This window comes from Rhizobium sp. PEPV16 (assembly GCF_008919455.1).
In the GTDB taxonomy this organism is placed as follows: Bacteria; Pseudomonadota; Alphaproteobacteria; order Rhizobiales; family Rhizobiaceae; genus Rhizobium; species Rhizobium leguminosarum_Q.
Map to the genome: position 1 here is coordinate 1 of NZ_VSZV01000248.1, position 17,957 is coordinate 17,957.

The 17,957-nt window shown below is 60.6% G+C and carries 17 protein-coding genes; 12 read left to right on the top strand and 5 right to left on the bottom strand.

The window, feature by feature from the left end; all coding sequences use genetic code 11:
* The 5 genes from FY112_RS09340 to FY112_RS09360 all read left to right on the top strand — a co-directional run.
* Positions 1-459 (top strand): TOBE domain-containing protein (locus FY112_RS09340; RefSeq protein ID WP_151518241.1); only part of this gene is annotated, 459 nt, incomplete at its 5' end.
* Positions 460-557: 98 nt separating this feature from the next.
* Positions 558-1,544, top strand: a complete 987-nt coding sequence (locus FY112_RS09345; RefSeq protein WP_017960378.1) for a dienelactone hydrolase family protein — start codon at positions 558-560, stop codon at positions 1,542-1,544.
* Between the two features lie 279 nt (positions 1,545-1,823).
* Positions 1,824-2,609 (top strand): aminoglycoside phosphotransferase family protein, encoded by a 786-nt coding sequence (locus FY112_RS09350; protein ID WP_151518242.1) that lies wholly within the window; start codon positions 1,824-1,826, stop codon positions 2,607-2,609.
* 135 nt (positions 2,610-2,744) lie between these two features.
* A complete protein-coding gene (locus tag FY112_RS09355) occupies positions 2,745-3,689 on the top strand; it encodes an aminoglycoside phosphotransferase family protein (RefSeq protein ID WP_151518243.1) in 945 nt (314 codons plus the stop codon).
* 288 nt (positions 3,690-3,977) lie between these two features.
* Positions 3,978-4,478 carry a GFA family protein gene (locus tag FY112_RS09360; RefSeq protein WP_151518244.1) on the top strand — a complete coding sequence of 167 codons (501 nt, stop codon included), beginning with the start codon at positions 3,978-3,980 and terminating at the stop codon, positions 4,476-4,478.
* Positions 4,479-4,723: 245 nt separating this feature from the next.
* Here the strand turns inward: FY112_RS09360 and FY112_RS09365 are convergent, their stop codons facing one another.
* Entirely contained in the window at positions 4,724-5,494 is a 771-nt protein-coding gene (locus tag FY112_RS09365) for an alpha/beta hydrolase (RefSeq protein WP_029873216.1), read from the bottom strand.
* Between the two features lie 166 nt (positions 5,495-5,660).
* On the opposite strand from FY112_RS09365, the gene FY112_RS09370 reads away from it, so the two are divergent.
* Entirely contained in the window at positions 5,661-6,659 is a 999-nt protein-coding gene (locus FY112_RS09370) for an AraC family transcriptional regulator (RefSeq protein ID WP_246700639.1), read from the top strand.
* A gap of 215 nt (positions 6,660-6,874) precedes the next feature.
* Here FY112_RS09370 and kdgD read toward each other — a convergent pair whose 3' ends face one another.
* The 3 genes from kdgD to FY112_RS09385 all read right to left on the bottom strand — a co-directional run bounded on the left by kdgD (position 6,875) and on the right by FY112_RS09385 (position 9,584).
* The gene (gene kdgD / locus FY112_RS09375) at positions 6,875-7,801 is read right to left on the bottom strand and encodes a 5-dehydro-4-deoxyglucarate dehydratase (protein WP_151518245.1); all 927 of its coding nucleotides are present in this window, start codon (positions 7,799-7,801) and stop codon (positions 6,875-6,877) included.
* Between the two features lie 32 nt (positions 7,802-7,833).
* Positions 7,834-8,808 (bottom strand): mannonate dehydratase, encoded by a 975-nt coding sequence (locus tag FY112_RS09380; RefSeq protein ID WP_151518246.1) that lies wholly within the window; start codon positions 8,806-8,808, stop codon positions 7,834-7,836.
* Positions 8,809-8,873: 65 nt separating this feature from the next.
* The gene (locus FY112_RS09385; protein WP_025394484.1) at positions 8,874-9,584 is read right to left on the bottom strand and encodes a FadR/GntR family transcriptional regulator; all 711 of its coding nucleotides are present in this window, start codon (positions 9,582-9,584) and stop codon (positions 8,874-8,876) included.
* Between the two features lie 134 nt (positions 9,585-9,718).
* Here FY112_RS09385 and FY112_RS09390 point away from each other — a divergent pair, with 134 nt between their 5' ends.
* From FY112_RS09390 to FY112_RS09410, 5 genes are read left to right on the top strand one after another with little or no spacing between them, the layout of a single operon-like run.
* The gene (locus FY112_RS09390) at positions 9,719-11,314 is read left to right on the top strand and encodes an ABC transporter substrate-binding protein (RefSeq protein ID WP_151518247.1); all 1,596 of its coding nucleotides are present in this window, start codon (positions 9,719-9,721) and stop codon (positions 11,312-11,314) included.
* Positions 11,315-11,333: 19 nt separating this feature from the next.
* Entirely contained in the window at positions 11,334-12,362 is a 1,029-nt protein-coding gene (locus tag FY112_RS09395; RefSeq protein ID WP_017960387.1) for an ABC transporter permease, read from the top strand.
* Entirely contained in the window at positions 12,359-13,261 is a 903-nt protein-coding gene (locus FY112_RS09400; protein ID WP_017960388.1) for an ABC transporter permease, read from the top strand. Before FY112_RS09395 ends, FY112_RS09400 begins: the two co-directional genes overlap by 4 nt.
* Positions 13,248-14,093 (top strand): ABC transporter ATP-binding protein, encoded by an 846-nt coding sequence (locus tag FY112_RS09405; RefSeq protein ID WP_151518248.1) that lies wholly within the window; start codon positions 13,248-13,250, stop codon positions 14,091-14,093. The genes FY112_RS09400 and FY112_RS09405 overlap by 14 nt, the downstream gene beginning before the upstream one ends.
* Entirely contained in the window at positions 14,090-14,833 is a 744-nt protein-coding gene (locus FY112_RS09410; RefSeq protein WP_151518249.1) for an ABC transporter ATP-binding protein, read from the top strand. The genes FY112_RS09405 and FY112_RS09410 overlap by 4 nt, the downstream gene beginning before the upstream one ends.
* 20 nt (positions 14,834-14,853) lie before the next feature.
* Here the strand turns inward: FY112_RS09410 and FY112_RS09415 are convergent, their stop codons facing one another.
* Positions 14,854-15,909 carry a LacI family DNA-binding transcriptional regulator gene (locus tag FY112_RS09415; RefSeq protein WP_151518250.1) on the bottom strand — a complete coding sequence of 352 codons (1,056 nt, stop codon included), beginning with the start codon at positions 15,907-15,909 and terminating at the stop codon, positions 14,854-14,856.
* A gap of 187 nt (positions 15,910-16,096) precedes the next feature.
* Here FY112_RS09415 and FY112_RS09420 point away from each other — a divergent pair.
* Positions 16,097-17,957: hypothetical protein (locus FY112_RS09420; protein ID WP_151518251.1), on the top strand; the 1,861-nt coding region annotated here is incomplete at its 3' end.

Consider the following 17,957-nt stretch of genomic DNA (forward strand, 5'->3'; position numbering starts at 1 on the left):
GTGCTCACTCAGGGCAGGGTGGAGCAAGAGGGCACGCCGCTCGAACTTTACAGGAAACCCGCCAATCTCTTCGTCGCCGCCTTCATCGGATCACCGGCGATGAACATGCTCGAAGGCACGGTCGACGGCGAAAACGGTGAGCCAGCCGCCCGCCTCGGGGACGGCACGGCAATCCGCATCGCACCCGACCGCAAGGTCAAGGCCGGCCAGGCCGTCACCATCGGCCTGCGCCCCGAACATCTCGTTCCCGGTGTCGCCGCCGGTACGCCGCTCGCCGGCCGGACGATGCTGGTGGAACCGACAGGCGCCCAGACCCATGTCGTCTTCGATCTTGCCGGCCAGCAGGTGACCGCCATCGTCGACGGCGAATATCCCGCCCGTTACGGCGCCGTGTTCGAGGCAAGTATTACGAGTGATCAGGTGCACGTCTTCGACCGAGGCACCGGCGTGGCGCTCTAGGCGCAACAGCCGTTGGAGCAAATGCGACTCAAGTCGAGGGAGTCATATGGTTTGGCGGCGTAACGTGCTAAGTTGAGCGCCAGTCGGAGGTGCTTGACATGGCACGCTTCATTGGAGCCGCCCTCACTCTGTGCATCGTGACACTGTTCGCAGCGCACGGATACGCCGGGGAAGTCCGGCCGAAATTTCCCTCAGACGAGACATTGACAGTGCCGTCGCTCACCTTGACGGACGAGCAGTTCTTGCTGGGGAATACGGCGAACGGAGTTGCTGTGACGCTGACTGGTCAGCTCAGATTTCCCAGTTGGAATGAGCATCTGCCAGCCGTCATTCTGCTCCATGGCTCCAATGGTGCTGCCAACAGCACGCCAGCAGTCCGATGGGGCGAATTTCTCAACAGAATGGGCATCGCCACGTTCCGCCTTGATAGCTTCAGCGGACGAGGCATAGACCAGGTCGAGACAGATCAGTCGCGGCTGAGCTCCTTCGCACAATTCTACGACACCTATCGCGCCGTCGACGTGCTCGCGGCCCACCCACGGATCGATCCGTCACGCATCGCCGTGATGGGCTTCTCGCGCGGCGGCACCGCAGCGCTCTATACCAGCATGCGGCGCTTCCAAGCTCTCCATGGGTCAGCAAAGGCGCGAATTGCCGCACATCTTTCGTTCTACCCTGCGTGCAACTTTCACTTCATTGATGAGCTCGACATAGCAGACGCACCAGTCCGCGAATTCCACGGCGCGGCGGACGACACGACGCTGGCTGTGTCGTGCCTTGATTACATCACGCGTCTCAACGCCGCCGGAAAGGACGCTGTCATGACCGAGTATCCCGGCGCGCACCACGGGTTCGATAACCCCGATGCGCGGTTTGTTTCCGTTGCCCAAAGCGCACAATCCTCTCGCAATTGTCAGCGCCGCGAGGAAGACGGCAAGATAATCAATGTCGAGACTGGCAAACCCTTCACCTTCAATGATGCTTGTGTGGAACTCGGTTCAACAGTGGGCTACGACAAAGCTGCGACCGAGGCAGCGCAAGCCACGGTGAAGAAGTTCCTGACAGGAGTATTTCGCCTCAACTGATCCGATGGCTAAGCATCGAGAGCGGGGCTGCTGAACGAGGGTGCTTGGGGGGCAGCTATTGACGCGAACCGGCCGCAAGACCTCGGCCACTACTCCCTAGACCGTAAACTGCCATTGGTGGTATTTGCTTCATAACTCCGGAAATCTTCAGGTCATTTGCATGCATCAGGGATGATCGCCTGGGGTGGTTCGAGATCGTCAACATCAATCGTGGCCGCCGAAATTGCCTGAGTGATCCGACAATTTTGGCGTTAGGACTTCCCCAAGGTATACGTCCGCATGGAAGAAGAGACTTCATTGGACGGCGGCGGGCGTACCCGCGTTTCGCGACGCGGTAGCGTGGTCTTTCGCGCATCGGGTCCATGGTCCCATACGGTCATAAGTCTTCTGCAGCATCTTGAGCGCTCCGGTTTTTCTGAAGCACCGCGCGTGATAGGCTGCGGCTTCGACGAGCAAGGACGCGAATCTTTATCATTCATCGAGGGTGAAATTCTTCATCCCGGGCCTTGGGCCGACGACGCATTTCCCCGGTTGGGGGATATGCTCAGACGACTGCACGACGCCACCAGTTCATTTTCAGTTCCGAAGGGTGCCGTATGGCGACCTTGGTTTGGCCGCACCGTCGGTCGCGGTCCACTGGTCATTGGTCACTGCGACACTGGACCTTGGAACATTGTATCCGGTGCAGGCCTGCCGATTGCTTTGATTGATTGGGAGGTTGCCGGCCCAGTGCGCCAGGATATCGAACTGGTGCAGGCAGGCTGGTTGAACGCGCAGCTCTATGATGATGACATCGCGGAAAAGGTGGGCCTCGGCTCAGCAACAGCGAGGGCACGACAGGTCCGCATGCTGCTCGACGGATATGGCCTCTCACAGAAAGCTCGAAGGGGGTTCATCGATCAGTTGATCGAATTCGCAGTGCTCGATGCAGCAGCACAGGCAATCGAATCCAGCGTCACGGCGGAAAGTACGGACCCTGAGCCACTCTGGGCAATAACATGGAGAACAAAGAGTGCGGCCTGGATACTCCGCAATCGCCGCATGTTGGAGACCGTTCTTGTTTGACGACGCGTCATCCCCGCCGTCGGAGTTCCTCGTCAGGATTGCGCAATTGCCGTGATTATAGTGAGATGCAGAGAGCTTATCCCGTTAGGCGAAAGCGCGACAACAGGGTCGCATGCTATTTCACAGAGACGAAGGATGACTTTCGAACTGGACGCCAAAACTGTTTTGCGGCTCATCCAGCACCTTGAGCCCGATCTCGCCATCAGCGGTTTCTCCCGGCTGGAGGGCGGCAGCACTGAGGTCTACAAGATCGATCTTGCGAATTCCGATTATGGGTCGCTGGTTCTCAAGATTTATCCGGACAAGCCCGAGTGGGGACCGTCTAAGGAGGCGCTCGTAGCGGGCTGGCTCAACGATTTGAGGCTGCCGGTTCCCACTTGGCTGCGCGTCGATGAATCGCGGTCCCTTCTGCCGCTACGCTATTCCTTGTTGACTCATCTGCCCGGCCGCTCGCTTCGTCATTGGATGGCGGAGCCTGATATCAAAAACGCCTATCGCCAGATGGGGGAGCTTCTAAGACGCATTCATGCAGTACCGATGCCTGGGTATGGCTACGTGCATGGCAACGGCATCGACAAACCGGTACCCACGAACGCAGATTATATGATCGCGGCGTTTGACGATGTGTTTCGGCGGTTTCGCGATCTTGGCGGCGATCCCGAGCTGGCACGTCATCTGCAACGATTTGCAAAAGGCAGCTTCGATCTTTTCGACACAAGCGACGGTGCAGTCCTCGCCCACGACGATCTTCATCAGGGCAATGTGTTAGCGTTGCGTGGCAAGGCTGGCGGACTTGAGTTGAGTGGGCTTGTCGATTTCGGAAACGCACGCGCTGCGGACAAGCTCTTCGACTTGGCCAAGGCCCTTTTCTGTTCTGCACATGAAGACCCGCGCAGCTACCAGCCCATTTTGGAAGGTTACGGCTCGGTCGATCACCCGGACACCGAAAGGGCGCTTCGGCTCTACACTCTTTTCCACCGGGTCAGCATGTGGTGCTGGCTCACGAAGATTGGCGTAGACGCTGCAGCCGAGGCCGGCCCCGGCGGAATTATCCGCGATTTGCGCGAAATGGTGATCTAGCAAGGCAAGTCAGAAGGAGGCCGCCGATGTCGAAAGTATTCGAGGTTTAAAACGGCCGGAACTTCACGGCTGCGGACCCAGCCGACAGTCTCTGCGAGATTCTGCCACCGCTTAACCGTCGGTTGAAGCGGAAGTTATGGGCAGACGATCGAGAAGTCGGGTCCATCTGGTCTGGCAAACCACGCCCACGAACACCGGAACTGGATCCGCTCCGGGAGGCTGGACGATCAAAAGACGAAAACCTAAAAGAGATTAAGCCCAAACCCGCCTCTTGAACGAGGAGAAAAAATGAAACGCATCGAGATGGAGGTGAGCGGCGGCTGCCAGTGCGGTGCCGTGCGCTACCTCGCAACCGCTATGTTTGACAATTCGCATCTCTGCCATTGCCGCATGTGCCAGAAAGCCTCGGGCAACATCTTTGCCGCGCTCGTCGCCGCGCCCGATGATGCGCTCAGCTGGACACGCGGCAAGCCGAGCGTCTGGAAGAGCTCGGAGCTTGTCGAGCGCGGCTTCTGCGCCAATTGCGGCACGCCATTGTTCTTCCACCACCTCGAAAACGGTCGCACCAACCTGATGATCGGTTCGCTTGACGATCCGCACACCTTCTCGCCGCTTGCCAATACCTGCACCGAGAACATGGTGGCATGGTTCGATACGATCACGGGCATAGAAAATACCGGTTCGACCGAAAACAACGGCGCCGACTGGGCCGCGGCGATCAAGGAGAGCAGCAACCAGCACCCCGATCACGACACCACCTCATGGGCGGTGAGGGGGCGTGATGGCTGAGTCCTAATCCGGCGGTTGCCAGTGCGGCGCTGTCCGATGCGATGGCGTGTGGGCAGTGGGGGGCTCTGCTCGAGCTATTCGCCGCGGCCGGAGACGCGTTAAGACGGCCAGTTTGAACGTCGCTAATATCACAGTGTTGCCGGTGATACGGGGTCAACGCTGCGAGTGCGACCCTGCGACTGGGATTGTTGCACATCGATGCTACCGACCACCGCTAGGCGGGCGACAGCACCGGTTGACGAGGGCTACTTTGCTCCTGCGGCCGCTTCTATGACCGCAGCCACTTCCTTGGCGTGCGAGGCCAGCGAGGCGTGGCTACCCTCGACCGTCGTCACCTTGGCCTTCATTCGTTCGGCAAAGAAAGCCTGGGCGTGGGGATCAAGGACCAGGTCCTTGGAGCTCAGGACGTACCAGCTTGGCTTGTCGTGCCATGCCGCGACCTCAGCAGGCGCATCGAAGGCAGTGTGGTTGATCGGCATCTGGTGCGCTGCCAGATGTTCACCGATCTTCTTGGGCAGGTCGCCCGCCACTGCACTGGGGAATACTGCAGGATCGATGGTCAAGTAACCCTTTGCGTCGGGCCGAATGGCCGCCGCTCCGGGGGTTGCCGGACCGCTGGCTGCCAATGCTGTGATGGTTTCACCTTTCTCGGGCGCAAAGGCCGAGACATAGACGAGTGATGCCACCTTGGCGTTGTCGCCCGCCTCGCCGATCACCACGCCACCCCAGGAATGGCCCACCAGGACAACCGGGCCATTTTGCGCATCCAGCACCGCATTGGTGGCAGCGACGTCGTCAGCAAGCGAGGTCAATGGGTTCTTTACCGCAGTCACCTTGTAGCCCTTGGCGGTCAGGATTGCAGCGACGCCGTCCCAACTGGTTTCGTCGACGAAGGCGCCGTGGACAAGAACGATATTCTTAATTGTTTGGTCCGGGAGAGCCGGCTGGGCCCTTGCGGGTGCAGCACCAAGCATTGCGGTCGTTAACATTAGGGCGGACATAAGAAGAGATTTCATTTGGAGCTCCTATAGGGCGCATCAGCGCGATTGCTTAATTCGGATAATCTGCAATGCTGTCGGCTATACGACGGCAGGAAGACCAGGATGGCCTTACCTTCGCGCAAACACTTGAACTGCCAGATAATTCCTCGTTGAAGACAAAACAAAACTAGGGCCTACCGAAATGGATCACCATGACCAGAGCCCCGGAATGCATGCTCCGTCGTCCAAAAATGCGATCATGCTTGCCTCTCGGGTGGATCTGCTCTCCCAGATTTTGGCCATGGTCAGCCTGCATGGCGAAATCGTCTTTACAGTCGAGCTCAGCCAACCATGGGCGCTACGCTTTCATCCCGGGGCGGCTTATTTCTTCATCGTGCTCGAAGGGGGGCTGACGGTTGTGAATGATCAGGGCCATGCCTTGCAGGTGGCAACTGGCGATCTGATCATGCTGCCGCGGGGCCTTGGACACGGCTTGAGCGATGGCGAGTGTGAAACTGAGGCTGACTTGGCAGCCCTGATGGCGGCGCAGGTTACCGCCGAAAAACTCAATGTCTCCCACGGCGGAGGCGGCCGACAGACCAAGCTTATCGCTGGAGCTTTTCGGTTCGAAAGCGCTTCTGTGCCCTGGCTCGTATCGGCCCTGCCGTCGGTCATTCACATTCCAAAAGCCAGCGGCGAGACCGCCGGATGGGCCGAGGGCCTTGGCTACTTCATGATGAAGGAAGCCCAGGAGGTATATCCCGGCGCGTCCATCATGATTTCACGGCTGATCGACGTGCTGGTGATCAGTATCCTGCGTAGCTGGGTGCGGATCGAGCGGGACGGCAATGTCGGCTGGCTTGGAGCGCTCGGGGATGCGCGCATCAGCCGCGCGCTCAAGGCCATCCACGACGAACCTTATCGGCGCTGGACCGTGCTCGATCTGGCGCGGGCGGCGGGCCTGTCCCGGTCCGGCTTCGCGGCACGATTTACAGCATTGGTGAAAGAAGCGCCACTTTCCTACCACAGCCGCTGGCGGCTGGCGCTCGCCTTGGGCTTGATGCGCCAGCCTGATGCCAAGGTTGGGTCGGTCGCCAGGCAAGTGGGCTATGATTCCGAAGCAGCCTTCAGCCGAGCCTTCAAGGCACAGTTTGGTTTTGCGCCCATGAATGCCAAATCGACAACTATTCAGGATCGATGATGTTGTAGAGCCGGCGCAATGCATACCAGATTATAACGCGCGAATGTCCGACATGGGGTCGAATGCCGAATGGCAGCTTCTCCTGAGTTCGCCCCGATAACAGACGCGCCGCTGCCGGCCCCGTAGCAGTCGTCTATCCAAGCCGAGCCGATGTCCGTTGCTGGTGCGAACCGGACAGCCGCCGGGCCATCCCGGCGGCCTACTGCCGCGATAGATTATTCCGCCGCGATCCGTGTGACGCCGTTTGCCTGGACGATCTTTTCCAGCAGCGCGAGCTCCTCCTGGGTAAGGTCCGTCAGAGGCGGGCGCACGGGGCCTGGGTTCTGCCCGAGGACGCGAAGTCCGGCCTTGATGATGGAGACGGCATATCCCTTCTTGCGGTTGCGCAAGGCGACGAAGGGGAAGAAGAAGCCTTTCAGGATCTCGTCGACGGTTGCCTGATCGCCGGTGCGCAAGGCGCCGTAAAAGCGCTGGGCAAGCGCGGGCACGAAGTTGAAAACGGCCGATGAATAGGTCGTCACGCCTGCGGCGAAATAGGCCTGGGCATAAACCTCATGGGTCGGCATGCCGCCGACATAGACGAGGCGGTCGCCAAGCAGCGTGGTGATCTCGATCACCTTGTCGACATCGCCGACGCCGTCCTTGAAGCCGATCAGGTTCGGGCATTCCTCCGCCAGGCGCGCGATGCTGTCGGCGGTCAGAATGGCGTTGTCGCGATTATAGACGATGACGCCGATGCCGACCGATTCGCAGACCGCCTTGACGTGGGCAATGAGACCTGCCTGTTCGGCAAACATCAGATAGGGCGGCAACAGCAGCAGTCCGTCCGCGCCGGCCTTTTCGGCCGCGACTGCGATCTCGATGGCGAGCGACGTGCCGTAGCCGGTTCCCGAAATGATCGGCGTCTTGCCCGCCGACGCTTTGGCGGCCCGGATCACCTGCGGAATCTCGGCCGGATTAAGCGAGAAGAACTCTCCGGTGCCGCCGGCGGCAAACAGTGCAGCAGCGTCGTAACCTGCGAGCCACTCGACATGACGGCGGTACTTCGCTTCGTCGAATTTGAGTTGATCGTCGAAATGGGTCACCGGAAACGACAGGAGGCCACTACCGACGGCCTTCTTCAATTCAATCGGGTTCATCATGAAGTCCTATGTCTTAGGTGTTGAAAACCGGGTCACTCGCTCTCGAGCACTTGCAGAAGTGCGGCGATATAGCCGTAGCAGAAGGCAAATGCGGTGGCGGTTGGATCCTTGCCGCTGACGGTCGGCACATGGTCGGGCATCAGCATGTATTTGAACCCGACTTCCTTATAGATCCTAGCCGAGCGGACCATGTCCATGTCGCCTTCTTCGGGGAAGGTTTCCATGAAGGACAGCTTGCCGCCGCGAATATTGCGAAAGTGAACATTGAAGATCTTGCCGCGCTGGCCGAACCAGCGGATGACATCGTCGATTTCCTCGCCGGGATTTTCCAGCATCTCGCCGATCGAACCCTGGCAGAAATTGAGGCCGTGATAGGGGTTTTCGCGCATCAGCACGAATTTCTTCAGGCCTTCCACCGTACCCAAGACACGCGTGACGCCGCGATAACCCGGCGGCGTATAGGGATCGTGCGGATGGCAGGCGAGCCGGACGCGGTTGCTTGCAGCGACAGGAACGACGCGTTCGAGGAAATAGTCGATCCGCTCCCAGTTTTCGTCTTCGGAAAGCACGCCGGCAAGGCCGGGCTCGGCCTGCTGGTCCGTCTTGTCCCAGCGGAAGCTGGCATTCAGCGACCCGCCGCGTCCCGGCTCATCCGGTGTGCGGGGAATGCCGATCAGGTTGAGATTGTACTTCACCGCGGGAATGCCGGCGGCGGCGACATTCTCGATCAGCTTGCAGACGGCGTCGATCTGTCTGTCGCGCTCGGGGCCGGCAAGCAGGATATCGGGATAGGAAGCCTTCTCGATCGGCTGCGAGGGCAGCGGCAACTGGATCATGTCGAGGATGAGGCCGAAGCTTTCGACCTTGTCGCGATGGCGCTCGAGATCGGAGAGCGTCCAGCTGCTCGGCTTCCCCGGCGGATCGGCGTTGATATGCTTCACACCCAGTTGCGCGAAGATACGATAATCGTCGTCATCCCGCGCGGCGACCTGTGTTCCCAGATACATTTGAGTCTCTTCCGAAATTATTCAATGTCATATGACATAATATGAATTTTTGAGAGTGTCGAGCCCTATTGCTGCTCCGCGAGCATGCGATAACGGCGCTGGCTGGCCAGCATATGCGCCCGCATTGCCTGTCGCGCCCGCTCCGGATCCTGGTCGGCAATCGCCGACAGAATCTCGACATGTTCGGCATAAACCTTCTGAAGATAGTCACGGTCATTGGCCTCGGGAAGCGTCGGAAATTGGCCGCGGGGGATGGCTTTCGGCCCGAACTGGCGCAAGACGGCAACGTAGAATCGATTGTTCGTGGCGGCAGCAATCGCCATGTGGAAGGCATAATCCGCCTCCACCGTCTGCTGTCCTGTCTCGATAAGGTTTGCCATTCTGCGGTTGGCTTCGCGGATCGCAGCTTCCTGCTCGGCGGTGCGGCGATAGGCGGCGATCGCTGCCGCTTCACCCTCGGCGGCCATGCGAAACTCCAGCAATTCCAGGGTTTCCGGAATGCTCTTGATTTCCACCGGCGTTAAAGAAAGGACCGAATGCGCCTTCGGATCCGCGACGAAGACGCCTTTGCCCTGGATCGGCTTGACGAAGCCGGCTGACCTCAGATCGGCGATAGCCTCGCGCACCACCGTGCGGCTGACGCCGAATGTCGCTTCAAGCTGCGGCTCTGTCGGCAACTGGTCGCCGACGCGCAGCTTCCCCGTTTCGATTTGCGCCCGCAACTGATCGATAACCTGTTGCGCCAGTCTTTGCCGGCCACGGCTGAGTGTCGTCATTTTCGGCTCCCCAATCCCTTCGCATCAAGTCTCTGCCGCTCGGGCCTTGTCAACCCTATCGGACTTCGTTAAATCATAATACGATATACGGACGACATAATATGTTTCCTATCGTAATCCAGGGAGGAGTGACAATGAAGCATTTTTCTAAAAGCTTGTTCGTCGGCGCTGTCATCGGCGCCCTGACGATATCGGCACCACAGCTGCAGGCCGCTACGCCGCAAGACCAGCTGGTGATTGGTACCTCGCTAGCGCAGGTTCTGTCGCTCGATCCGCACCAGGCGACCGAAGGCAAGGCGGTCGAGATCATGTCGAATCTGTACGATCGGCTGGTTGCCAGCACGGCGGACGGCAAGATCCTTCCGCAGCTGGCAGAAAGCTGGAAGGTGGACGACAAGGGCATCACGTTTACGCTGCGCAAGGCCAATTTCGCCTCCGGCAATCCGGTCACCTCTAAGGATGTCGTTTATTCATTGGCCCGGCTCCTGAAGATGGACCAGGCCGCCGCCGCCAACCTCAAGCGCGTCGGCTACGACAAGGACAATGTCGAAAAGCTCGTCAAGGCCGTCGACGACCAGACGGTGCGGATCGATCTCTCCGATCAGGTGACGGCCGAGCTTCTGCTCTACCGGTTGACGACGACCACCACCAGCGTGGTCGACAGCGTCGAGGTCGAGAGCCATGCCGTCGACAACGACTACGGAAACGCCTGGATGCGAACGCATTCGGCCGGCTCCGGTCCGTTCACCCTCAATCGCTGGTCTCCGAACGAACTGGTGATCCTCGATGCCAACAAGGACTATATGACCGGCGCGCCGAAAATGCGCCGCGTCATCGTCCGGCATGTGCCTGAAAGCCAGGTCGAACGGCTGATGCTCGAACGCGGCGATATCGATATTGCCAGCGCGCTCACCGCATCGGATCTCGCGACGTTCCAGGACAAGAAGGGCTTTGCCATCCAGCGTATTCCGACGGGCGGTTTCTACGTGCTGTCGATGAATGCCGGCAACAAATACCTCGCCAATCCGAAGGTTCGCGAAGCCATTGCCTACGGCATCGACTACAAGGGCATCGAAAAGACCATCATGGGCCCATACGGGCGGGCGAGAAACGTTCCGGTTCCGGAGAATTTCGAATATGCCATCCCGAATCCCGATTGGCATCTCGATGTCGAAAAGTCCAAGCAGCTGCTGAGTGAGGCAGGCTTCAAGGACGGATTCTCGCTGTCGCTGAAGACCATTGCGCAAACGCCGCGCATCGATCTGGCCACCGCCATCCAGGCATCGCTTGCCCAGATCGGCATCAAGATCGACATCCAGCAGGGCAACGGCTCGGAAATCATCGCCGCCCATCGCGCCCGGGATTTCGATTTGCTGATCCCGCAGACCAGCGCCTATATGCCGAACGTGCTCGGTTCGATGGAGCAGTTTTCCTCCAATCCCGACAACTCGAAGGAAGCCAACAATGCCGGCAATTTCGTCTGGCGTTCGGGCTGGGACATTCCCGAGCTGACGGCCTTGACGGCCAAGGCATCCATGGAGCCGGACGCCAAGAAGCGCGGTGAACTCTATGTTCAGATGCAGAAGATGTTCGTCGAACAGAAGCCGGCGGTGCTTCCGCTCTTCGAGCGCTTTGAACCGATCGTCCTGTCCACCAAGGTCGAGGGCTATGTCGGCCACCCGTCTCAGCTGACGCGTCTCGAGAACGTGACCAAGGTCGAAACCCAGTAATACTCCAGGACAGCCGATCATGAAGGAACTCTCCGTAGCCGAATTTGGCCGACGCCTGGCGCATTTGCTGGTCAGCCTGTTCATCCTCTTATGTGTGACCTTCGTGATCGGCCGCGTCCTGCCCACCGATCCGGTCGGCGCAATCGTCGGCGAGCTTGCCGATCCCGCTGCCTATGCGGCGATGAGGGCGCGTCTTGGGCTCGATCTGCCGATCTACCAGCAGTTTTTCCTCTATCTGAACGGCCTGGCTCATGGTGATTTCGGCACGGCCGTCCTCACCGGCAATCCCGTCTCTTCGGATCTCGCTCAAGCCTTTCCGGCGACGTTTGAACTTGCGACGCTGGCGGTGATCATTTCGACCTTCGTCGGTGTGCCGCTCGGGCTGGTCGCAGCACTCTTTCGCGACAGCTTCATCGACAAGACGGCCCGCGTGGTCGCGCTCGTCGGTCATTCGATCCCGGTTTTCTGGTTCGGCATCGTCGGGCTCGTCATCTTTTATGCCGGCCTCAACTGGGTCGGCGGGCCGGGCAGGATTGACGTCTTTTACGAAGGCCTCGTCACGCCGCACACCGGGCTGTTGTTGATCGACAGCCTGCTGCAGGGCGAGACGGAAATCTTCTGGAATGCGCTTGGCCATATCATTCTTCCGGCCGTCATCCTTGCCTATGCGGCGATGGCCTATATCACCCGCATGACGCGCAGCTTCACCCTGGAGCAGTTGAGCCAGGATTATGTCATCGCGGCCCGAGCCAAGGGGGTGAGCCCCCTCGGCACGATCTGGCACCACGTCCTGCCGAACATTGCGGTGCAGCTGATCACCATCCTTGCCATTTCCTATGGCGGCTTGCTCGAAGGCGCTGTCGTGACCGAGATCGTTTTCTCCTGGCCGGGCATTGGCCAGTACATGACCAACGCGCTGATGATCGGCGATATGAACGCCATCGTCGCCGGCACCATCATTGTGGGATTCATCTTCATGTTGTTGAACTTCCTGGCCGACGTCGCTTACGCCGTCTTTGATCCGCGCATGCGGGAGGCGGCCCGATGAGCGATGTCATCCGCAGCGAGATAGAGATCCGCCCTCCAAGTGTGTCGACCCGTATCGCGGCTTCGTTTGCGCGCGCCGGCCGCAAATTGGCTGCCGAGCCGCTTGGTCTCGGAGGCTTCGTCATCCTCGGTCTGCTTTGCTTGATCGCGATCTTCGCGCCGCTGCTTGCGCCTTACGATCCGGTCGTGCAGAGGCTTGGTGATGCCTTGCAGCCGCCGAGCCTCGCGCATCTGGCCGGCACGGACGAATTCGGCCGCGACATCTTGAGCCGCCTGATCTTTGGCACGCGCATCACCATCCAGACCGTATTTTCGGTCTCCCTGATCGTCGGGCCGATCGGCCTGTTGATCGGCGTCGTTGCCGGCTTCTTCGGAGGGCGCACCGATGCGCTGCTGATGCGCGCCACCGACATCGTTCTCTCTTTCCCGTCGCTGATCCTGGCGCTCGCCTTTGCTGCGGCACTCGGCGCCGGATTGACCACGGCAATCATCGCGATTTCGTTGACCGCATGGCCGCCGATCGCGAGACTCGCGCGCGCCGAGGCCCTTGTCGTCAGAAACGCCGACTACGTGGTCGCCGCCCGCCTTTATGGCGCCTCGCCGATGCGTATTCTTCTCCTCTATATCGCGCCCATGTGCGTGCCATCCGTCATCGTTCGCCTGACGCTCAACATGGCGGGTATCATCCTGACGGCCGCTTCCCTTGGCTTCCTCGGGCTTGGCGCCCAGCCGCCGGCGCCGGAATGGGGCGCGATGATCTCCAGCGGCCGCAAGTTCATGCTCGATTATTGGTGGGTTGCCGTGATGCCGGGTATCGCCATCCTCCTCACCAGCCTTGCCTTCAACATCGCCGGAGATGCTCTGCGCGACATTCTGGATCCTCGCCATGCAAGATCGTGATCTGCAGCCCGTTCTTTCCGTCGAAGGATTGAGCGTTCGTTTCGGCCGAGGCGCCGTGCCCGCCGTCTCCAACGTGACTTTCGACGTCGGGCGCGAACGTGTCGGGATCGTCGGAGAATCCGGTTCCGGCAAATCGACGACCGGCCGCGCCATCATGCGCCTTCTGCCGCCGGCAGCGGTGGTATCAGCCGAACGCCTGGATCTCGCCGGCAATTCGTTGCTGTCGAAGAACGAACGTCAGATGGGCGCGCTGCGCGGCAAGGATATCGCGCTGATCATGCAGGATCCGCGCTATTCGCTGAATCCGGTGCTTTCGATCGGCAAGCAGATCGCCGAAGCTGCCCGCCTTCACCTCGGTCTTGATAAGAAACAGGCGCATGAGGCTGCCCGCGCCATGCTGGAGCGCGTGCGCATCAGCGATCCGGAGCGGGCCATGGCGCTCTATCCGCACCAGATCTCGGGCGGCATGGGCCAACGCGTGATGATCGCGATGATGCTGCTGGCGCGGCCGAAGCTGGTTATCGCCGACGAGCCGACCTCGGCGCTTGATGTCAGCGTCCGAAAGGACGTGCTGCTGTTGCTCGATGAGCTGGTGCGCGAGAACAATTCCGGCCTGCTGTTGATCAGCCACGACATTCGCATGGTGGCAGCTTTTTGCGAGCGCATCATCGTCATGTATGCCGGCCGGATCGTGGAAACGCTGACCCGTCTCGAGGAGGCGCGCCATCCCTATACCCGCGGGCTGATCGCTGCGCTGCCCGACCCCAGGAATCCGGTTCGCCGGCTTGCGGTTCTCGACAGGACGAAACTCGATCTGGAGACGGCGCAATGATCAATGTGCGTGACCTCGATGTCGTCTTTGCCTCCGGCAAATCAAGCAACCATGTCGTCAGGGGCATCAGTTTTCAGGTCGGCCAGGGGGAGACGCTCGGCATTGTCGGTGAATCCGGATGCGGCAAATCGACGGTGCTGCGTTGCCTGGCCGGCATGGAGGCCGGTTGGACCGGTCACATCGAACTTGGCGGCAAACCGATCGGCAAGAAGCGCTCCCGCGAGGAGCTGAAATTCGCTCAGATGGTGTTTCAGGACCCTTACGGATCCCTGCATCCGCGCCATCGTATCGGCACCGCCCTGGCGGAACCGCTGCGCGCCATGGGCCATTCCGACATCTGGTCGAAAGTCGAAAAGGCATTGATCCAGGTGGGGTTGCCGGCGAGCTTCGCAAACCGTTTCCCGCACGAGCTTTCCGGCGGCCAGCGGCAGAGGGTGGCAATCGCCCGGGCCCTGATCCTGTCGCCGCCCATCCTGTTGCTCGACGAGCCGACATCGGCGCTCGACGTCTCGGTCCAGGCGGAAATTCTCAACCTTCTGGCCGATCAGCGCGAGGAAAAGGGACTGACCTATCTGCTGGTCAGCCATGACCTCGCGGTCATCGCTCATATGTGCGACCGGGTGCTGATCATGAAGAACGGTTGTTTCGTCGACGAACTCACCAGAGCGGATCTGCAGACCGGCACCACGCATGATGCCTATGCGCGAGAACTGTTCGAAGCGAGTTTTATCGAGGCTTGATATCCTCGATCGCGGTGGGTTCAGCGACCTTCCGTTACGGCAGACACATGCCTGGCAGCCGCAACGCTGCCCCTTTCGACGAGATGGCAGGCAAGCTCGACCCGCCGCCGTGGGGCCGCAAGGCCGAGCATCATGTCGCGCAGCAGATCGAGCGCGGTGGAGCCGAGTTCGCGCATCGGAATATGCACCGTCGACAGCGGCGGATTGAGAAAGGCCGACTGCGGCAGGTCGTCTATGCCCATGACCGAGATGTCCTGCGGCACGGCATAACCCATCGCCTGCAATCCGCGCACTGCGCCATTGGCAAGACTGTCGCCCGCCGTCAGGATGGCGGTGAAGGTGAGTCCTTTCTCGCGGACAAGACGGGTGACCGCCTCGGCGCCGAGTTCCGGCAGCCAGTCGTCGACTTCGAGCACCAGATCGGCATCGGCCGTCAGCCCATGGTGCTGCAGGGCATCGCGCCAACCCTCGAGGCGCAGCTCGATCGTCCGCCGACCCGGCCTCAGCATGAACAGGATGCGTTGATGCCCGGCCTTGATCAGCCGCTCGGCGGCGATGAAGGCGGCTGAACGGTTGCAGGGCGTAACACTTGAAAGCCGCATATAGGGATCGTCGCTGTTGACGAGCACGACGGGCTTTCCGAGATCAGCGGCCGCAGCCAGCATCTCCTCTTCGTCGACGGTCAGGATCAGCATGCCGCCGAAGCTCGGATCGTCACGCATCTCGGCGACGACGCGGGCTTCGTCCCCCTTGTCGGCGACCGGGCGCATCGCCAGTTCGATGCCGAGGGCGGCGGCTCGCGCATTCAATCCTTCGAGCACGTAGACCGTAAACTGGTTGCGGACATAGTCGATCATCGCCGCCCCGGAGGCGACGAGCATGACCTTCTTGCCGGCAACGCTCGCCGGCAGCGCGTAGCTGACCGCACTTGCCGTTTCCAGCACCAGCTTGCGGATCTCCGGCCTGACGCCCTTTTCGCCGGCCAGCGCACGCGACACCGTGCTGATCGAGACGCCGCATCTGGCGGCAATGTCGTCGAGGCGCGTGCGCCTGCCTTTTTTCTCTTCCGCCGCCATGTCGTCTCCTCGCCGCCTGTTACTATGCAAAAATCTTTCAGATTGCGCAAATGGAATGCCTGTGCACAATCGTTGCTGAGGAGTCCGCGACGAGCGGCAGAGCAGGGAGGCTTTGAAGATGCGGCTAGAGGGCCAATCCATGCGCCGGCGTTTTACACGGCGTTCCAAGGCTTGAGCGGGCTGAAGTATGACCGCCGAGCAGCAATCCCATCTCCGCCGTGCAACGGCCAAGGCTAGCCCGATCGTCTACTGGCAGCTCGCCGACCTGTGGCAGCAGCGCTACGACGTCGCCGACCGTCCGATGGACGGCAGCATGGATCCGTTTTTCTTCGTCACCAAGACGAAGAACTTCATTCCGCATGAATATCCCTGCCGCACCGAATTCAAAAAATCCTTCTCCGGCCGGCGGCCGCAGCCGACAGCCGAATTCGATGCCGTCCGCTGGTGGCTTCCCTTTGCCTCACCGCGTGTCGATCTCTCCGGCTTCTGGTTTCGCCCGACACGCATCGGCTGCTGGGCGCGTACCTTCCTCGATGCCCGCTCCGCGGGACGTGCCACGCTTCGGCTGTCGACCTGCGGCGGCGCGATCCTCTTCGTCAATGGCCTCGAGCAGGGTTTCATGGCGCCTTACCAGCGCAATCTCGAAGCTCAGCAAGACTTCGAGGTCGAGCTGGCGGCCGGCCCCAACGAGATCCGCGTCTATTTCGACGATCTCGCCGAGCGTGACGCCCGTTTCTATTTCCAGCTGGATTATGTCGAAGGGCCTAGTGTCGAAACATCAGTGCCCGTTCCCATCGCCGCCGGTGATGCGGATGCGCTGGAGGCGATCCTTGAAGGCATGCGCTTCGACCGCACCGCTTATCTGGGCGAAGACGTGACCATCCTCTGCCCCGCGCCGCTGCCGGTGGCACTGAGCTGCCATATCGAGATCGAAGGCGACTTCATGTCGATCGAGCGCTTCGATTATGATTTCGAGCTGGAAGCGGGAGCAACGAAACTTGCGCTCGGAACCTCGGCTGATATGCCCGCCGATTTCCGCCATTTCCGCATCACGTTCAAAGCAGGTACGCTTTCGCTCGGTCGCACGCTCGGCGTCGAGATCTGTCATCCTGAGCGACAGGGCGAGGCACCCGCCACCCTTGAGGACCGCGTCGCCGAGGCGCTGGCCGAGGTCGCCGCCCATTCGGAGCCCGACACGGTCTGCGCTTTCGCGCGCCTTGCGCTGGGGCAGGGCGGCGAGGAAACCGAGGCGATGATCTCGGCCATGCTGCCTGTTATCGAGGATTGTCACGACTGCGCCGATTTCGTGCTGGTGCCGCTGCTCTTTGCCTATACGCGCTGGAGCGATCTGCTGTCGCCTGCGCTGCGCGACAGGATCGAGAACGCCGTCCTCAATTACCGCTACTGGATGGATGAGCCCGGCAACGACGTTCAGTGGTATTTCTCGGAAAACCACGCGCTTCTCTTCCATACCGCCGCCTATCTCGGCGGCAGGCTTTTCCCCGATGCCGTCTTCGTCCGTTCCGGCCGCACCGGCACCGAGCAGACGAAGGTCGGCGAAGAGCGTGTCCGCGCCTGGCTCGATCATTTCGAGCGCTGGGAAATGGCTGAGTGGAATTCCGTTCCCTATTTTCCGATCGATCTCAAAGGGCTGACGGCGCTCGCCGCCTGCGCGCCGGATGAGACGATCCGCAACCGGGCGGCCGCCAGCATCGTCCGCCTGATGGAGATCGTTGCCCGTTCGGCCCATCACGGCATGCTGACCGGCAGCCAGGGCCGCTCCTACGAACATACGCTGCGCCCCGGCCGCTCTGTTGAACTGTCAGCTATCGCCCGACTGCTCTGGGGCCGCGGCTGGTACGGCCGGCGTGTCCACGCTTTGCCGCAGCTTGCCGTCTGCATTCGCGATCACGGCCTGCGTTTCCCCGAGGAGCTGGCGGCGATCGCCGCGCACCAGTCCGACGATGCGCAGGAATGGACCTTTTCCCAGGGCGAGAACCGTTTCGCTGCCCTCTATCACTATAAGACCCGCGACACTGCGCTCGGCA

Coding starts and splice junctions, on each gene's coding strand:
- FY112_RS09345 (WP_017960378.1), top strand. CDS start 558: ATGGCACGCTTCATTGGAGCCGCCCTCACTCTGTGCATCGTGACACTG.
- FY112_RS09350 (WP_151518242.1), top strand. CDS start 1,824: ATGGAAGAAGAGACTTCATTGGACGGCGGCGGGCGTACCCGCGTTTCG.
- FY112_RS09355 (WP_151518243.1), top strand. CDS start 2,745: ATGACTTTCGAACTGGACGCCAAAACTGTTTTGCGGCTCATCCAGCAC.
- FY112_RS09360 (WP_151518244.1), top strand. CDS start 3,978: ATGAAACGCATCGAGATGGAGGTGAGCGGCGGCTGCCAGTGCGGTGCC.
- FY112_RS09365 (WP_029873216.1), bottom strand. CDS start 5,494: ATGAAATCTCTTCTTATGTCCGCCCTAATGTTAACGACCGCAATGCTT.
- FY112_RS09370 (WP_246700639.1), top strand. CDS start 5,661: ATGGATCACCATGACCAGAGCCCCGGAATGCATGCTCCGTCGTCCAAA.
- kdgD (WP_151518245.1), bottom strand. CDS start 7,801: ATGATGAACCCGATTGAATTGAAGAAGGCCGTCGGTAGTGGCCTCCTG.
- FY112_RS09380 (WP_151518246.1), bottom strand. CDS start 8,808: ATGTATCTGGGAACACAGGTCGCCGCGCGGGATGACGACGATTATCGT.
- FY112_RS09385 (WP_025394484.1), bottom strand. CDS start 9,584: ATGACGACACTCAGCCGTGGCCGGCAAAGACTGGCGCAACAGGTTATC.
- FY112_RS09390 (WP_151518247.1), top strand. CDS start 9,719: ATGAAGCATTTTTCTAAAAGCTTGTTCGTCGGCGCTGTCATCGGCGCC.
- FY112_RS09395 (WP_017960387.1), top strand. CDS start 11,334: ATGAAGGAACTCTCCGTAGCCGAATTTGGCCGACGCCTGGCGCATTTG.
- FY112_RS09400 (WP_017960388.1), top strand. CDS start 12,359: ATGAGCGATGTCATCCGCAGCGAGATAGAGATCCGCCCTCCAAGTGTG.
- FY112_RS09405 (WP_151518248.1), top strand. CDS start 13,248: ATGCAAGATCGTGATCTGCAGCCCGTTCTTTCCGTCGAAGGATTGAGC.
- FY112_RS09410 (WP_151518249.1), top strand. CDS start 14,090: ATGATCAATGTGCGTGACCTCGATGTCGTCTTTGCCTCCGGCAAATCA.
- FY112_RS09415 (WP_151518250.1), bottom strand. CDS start 15,909: ATGGCGGCGGAAGAGAAAAAAGGCAGGCGCACGCGCCTCGACGACATT.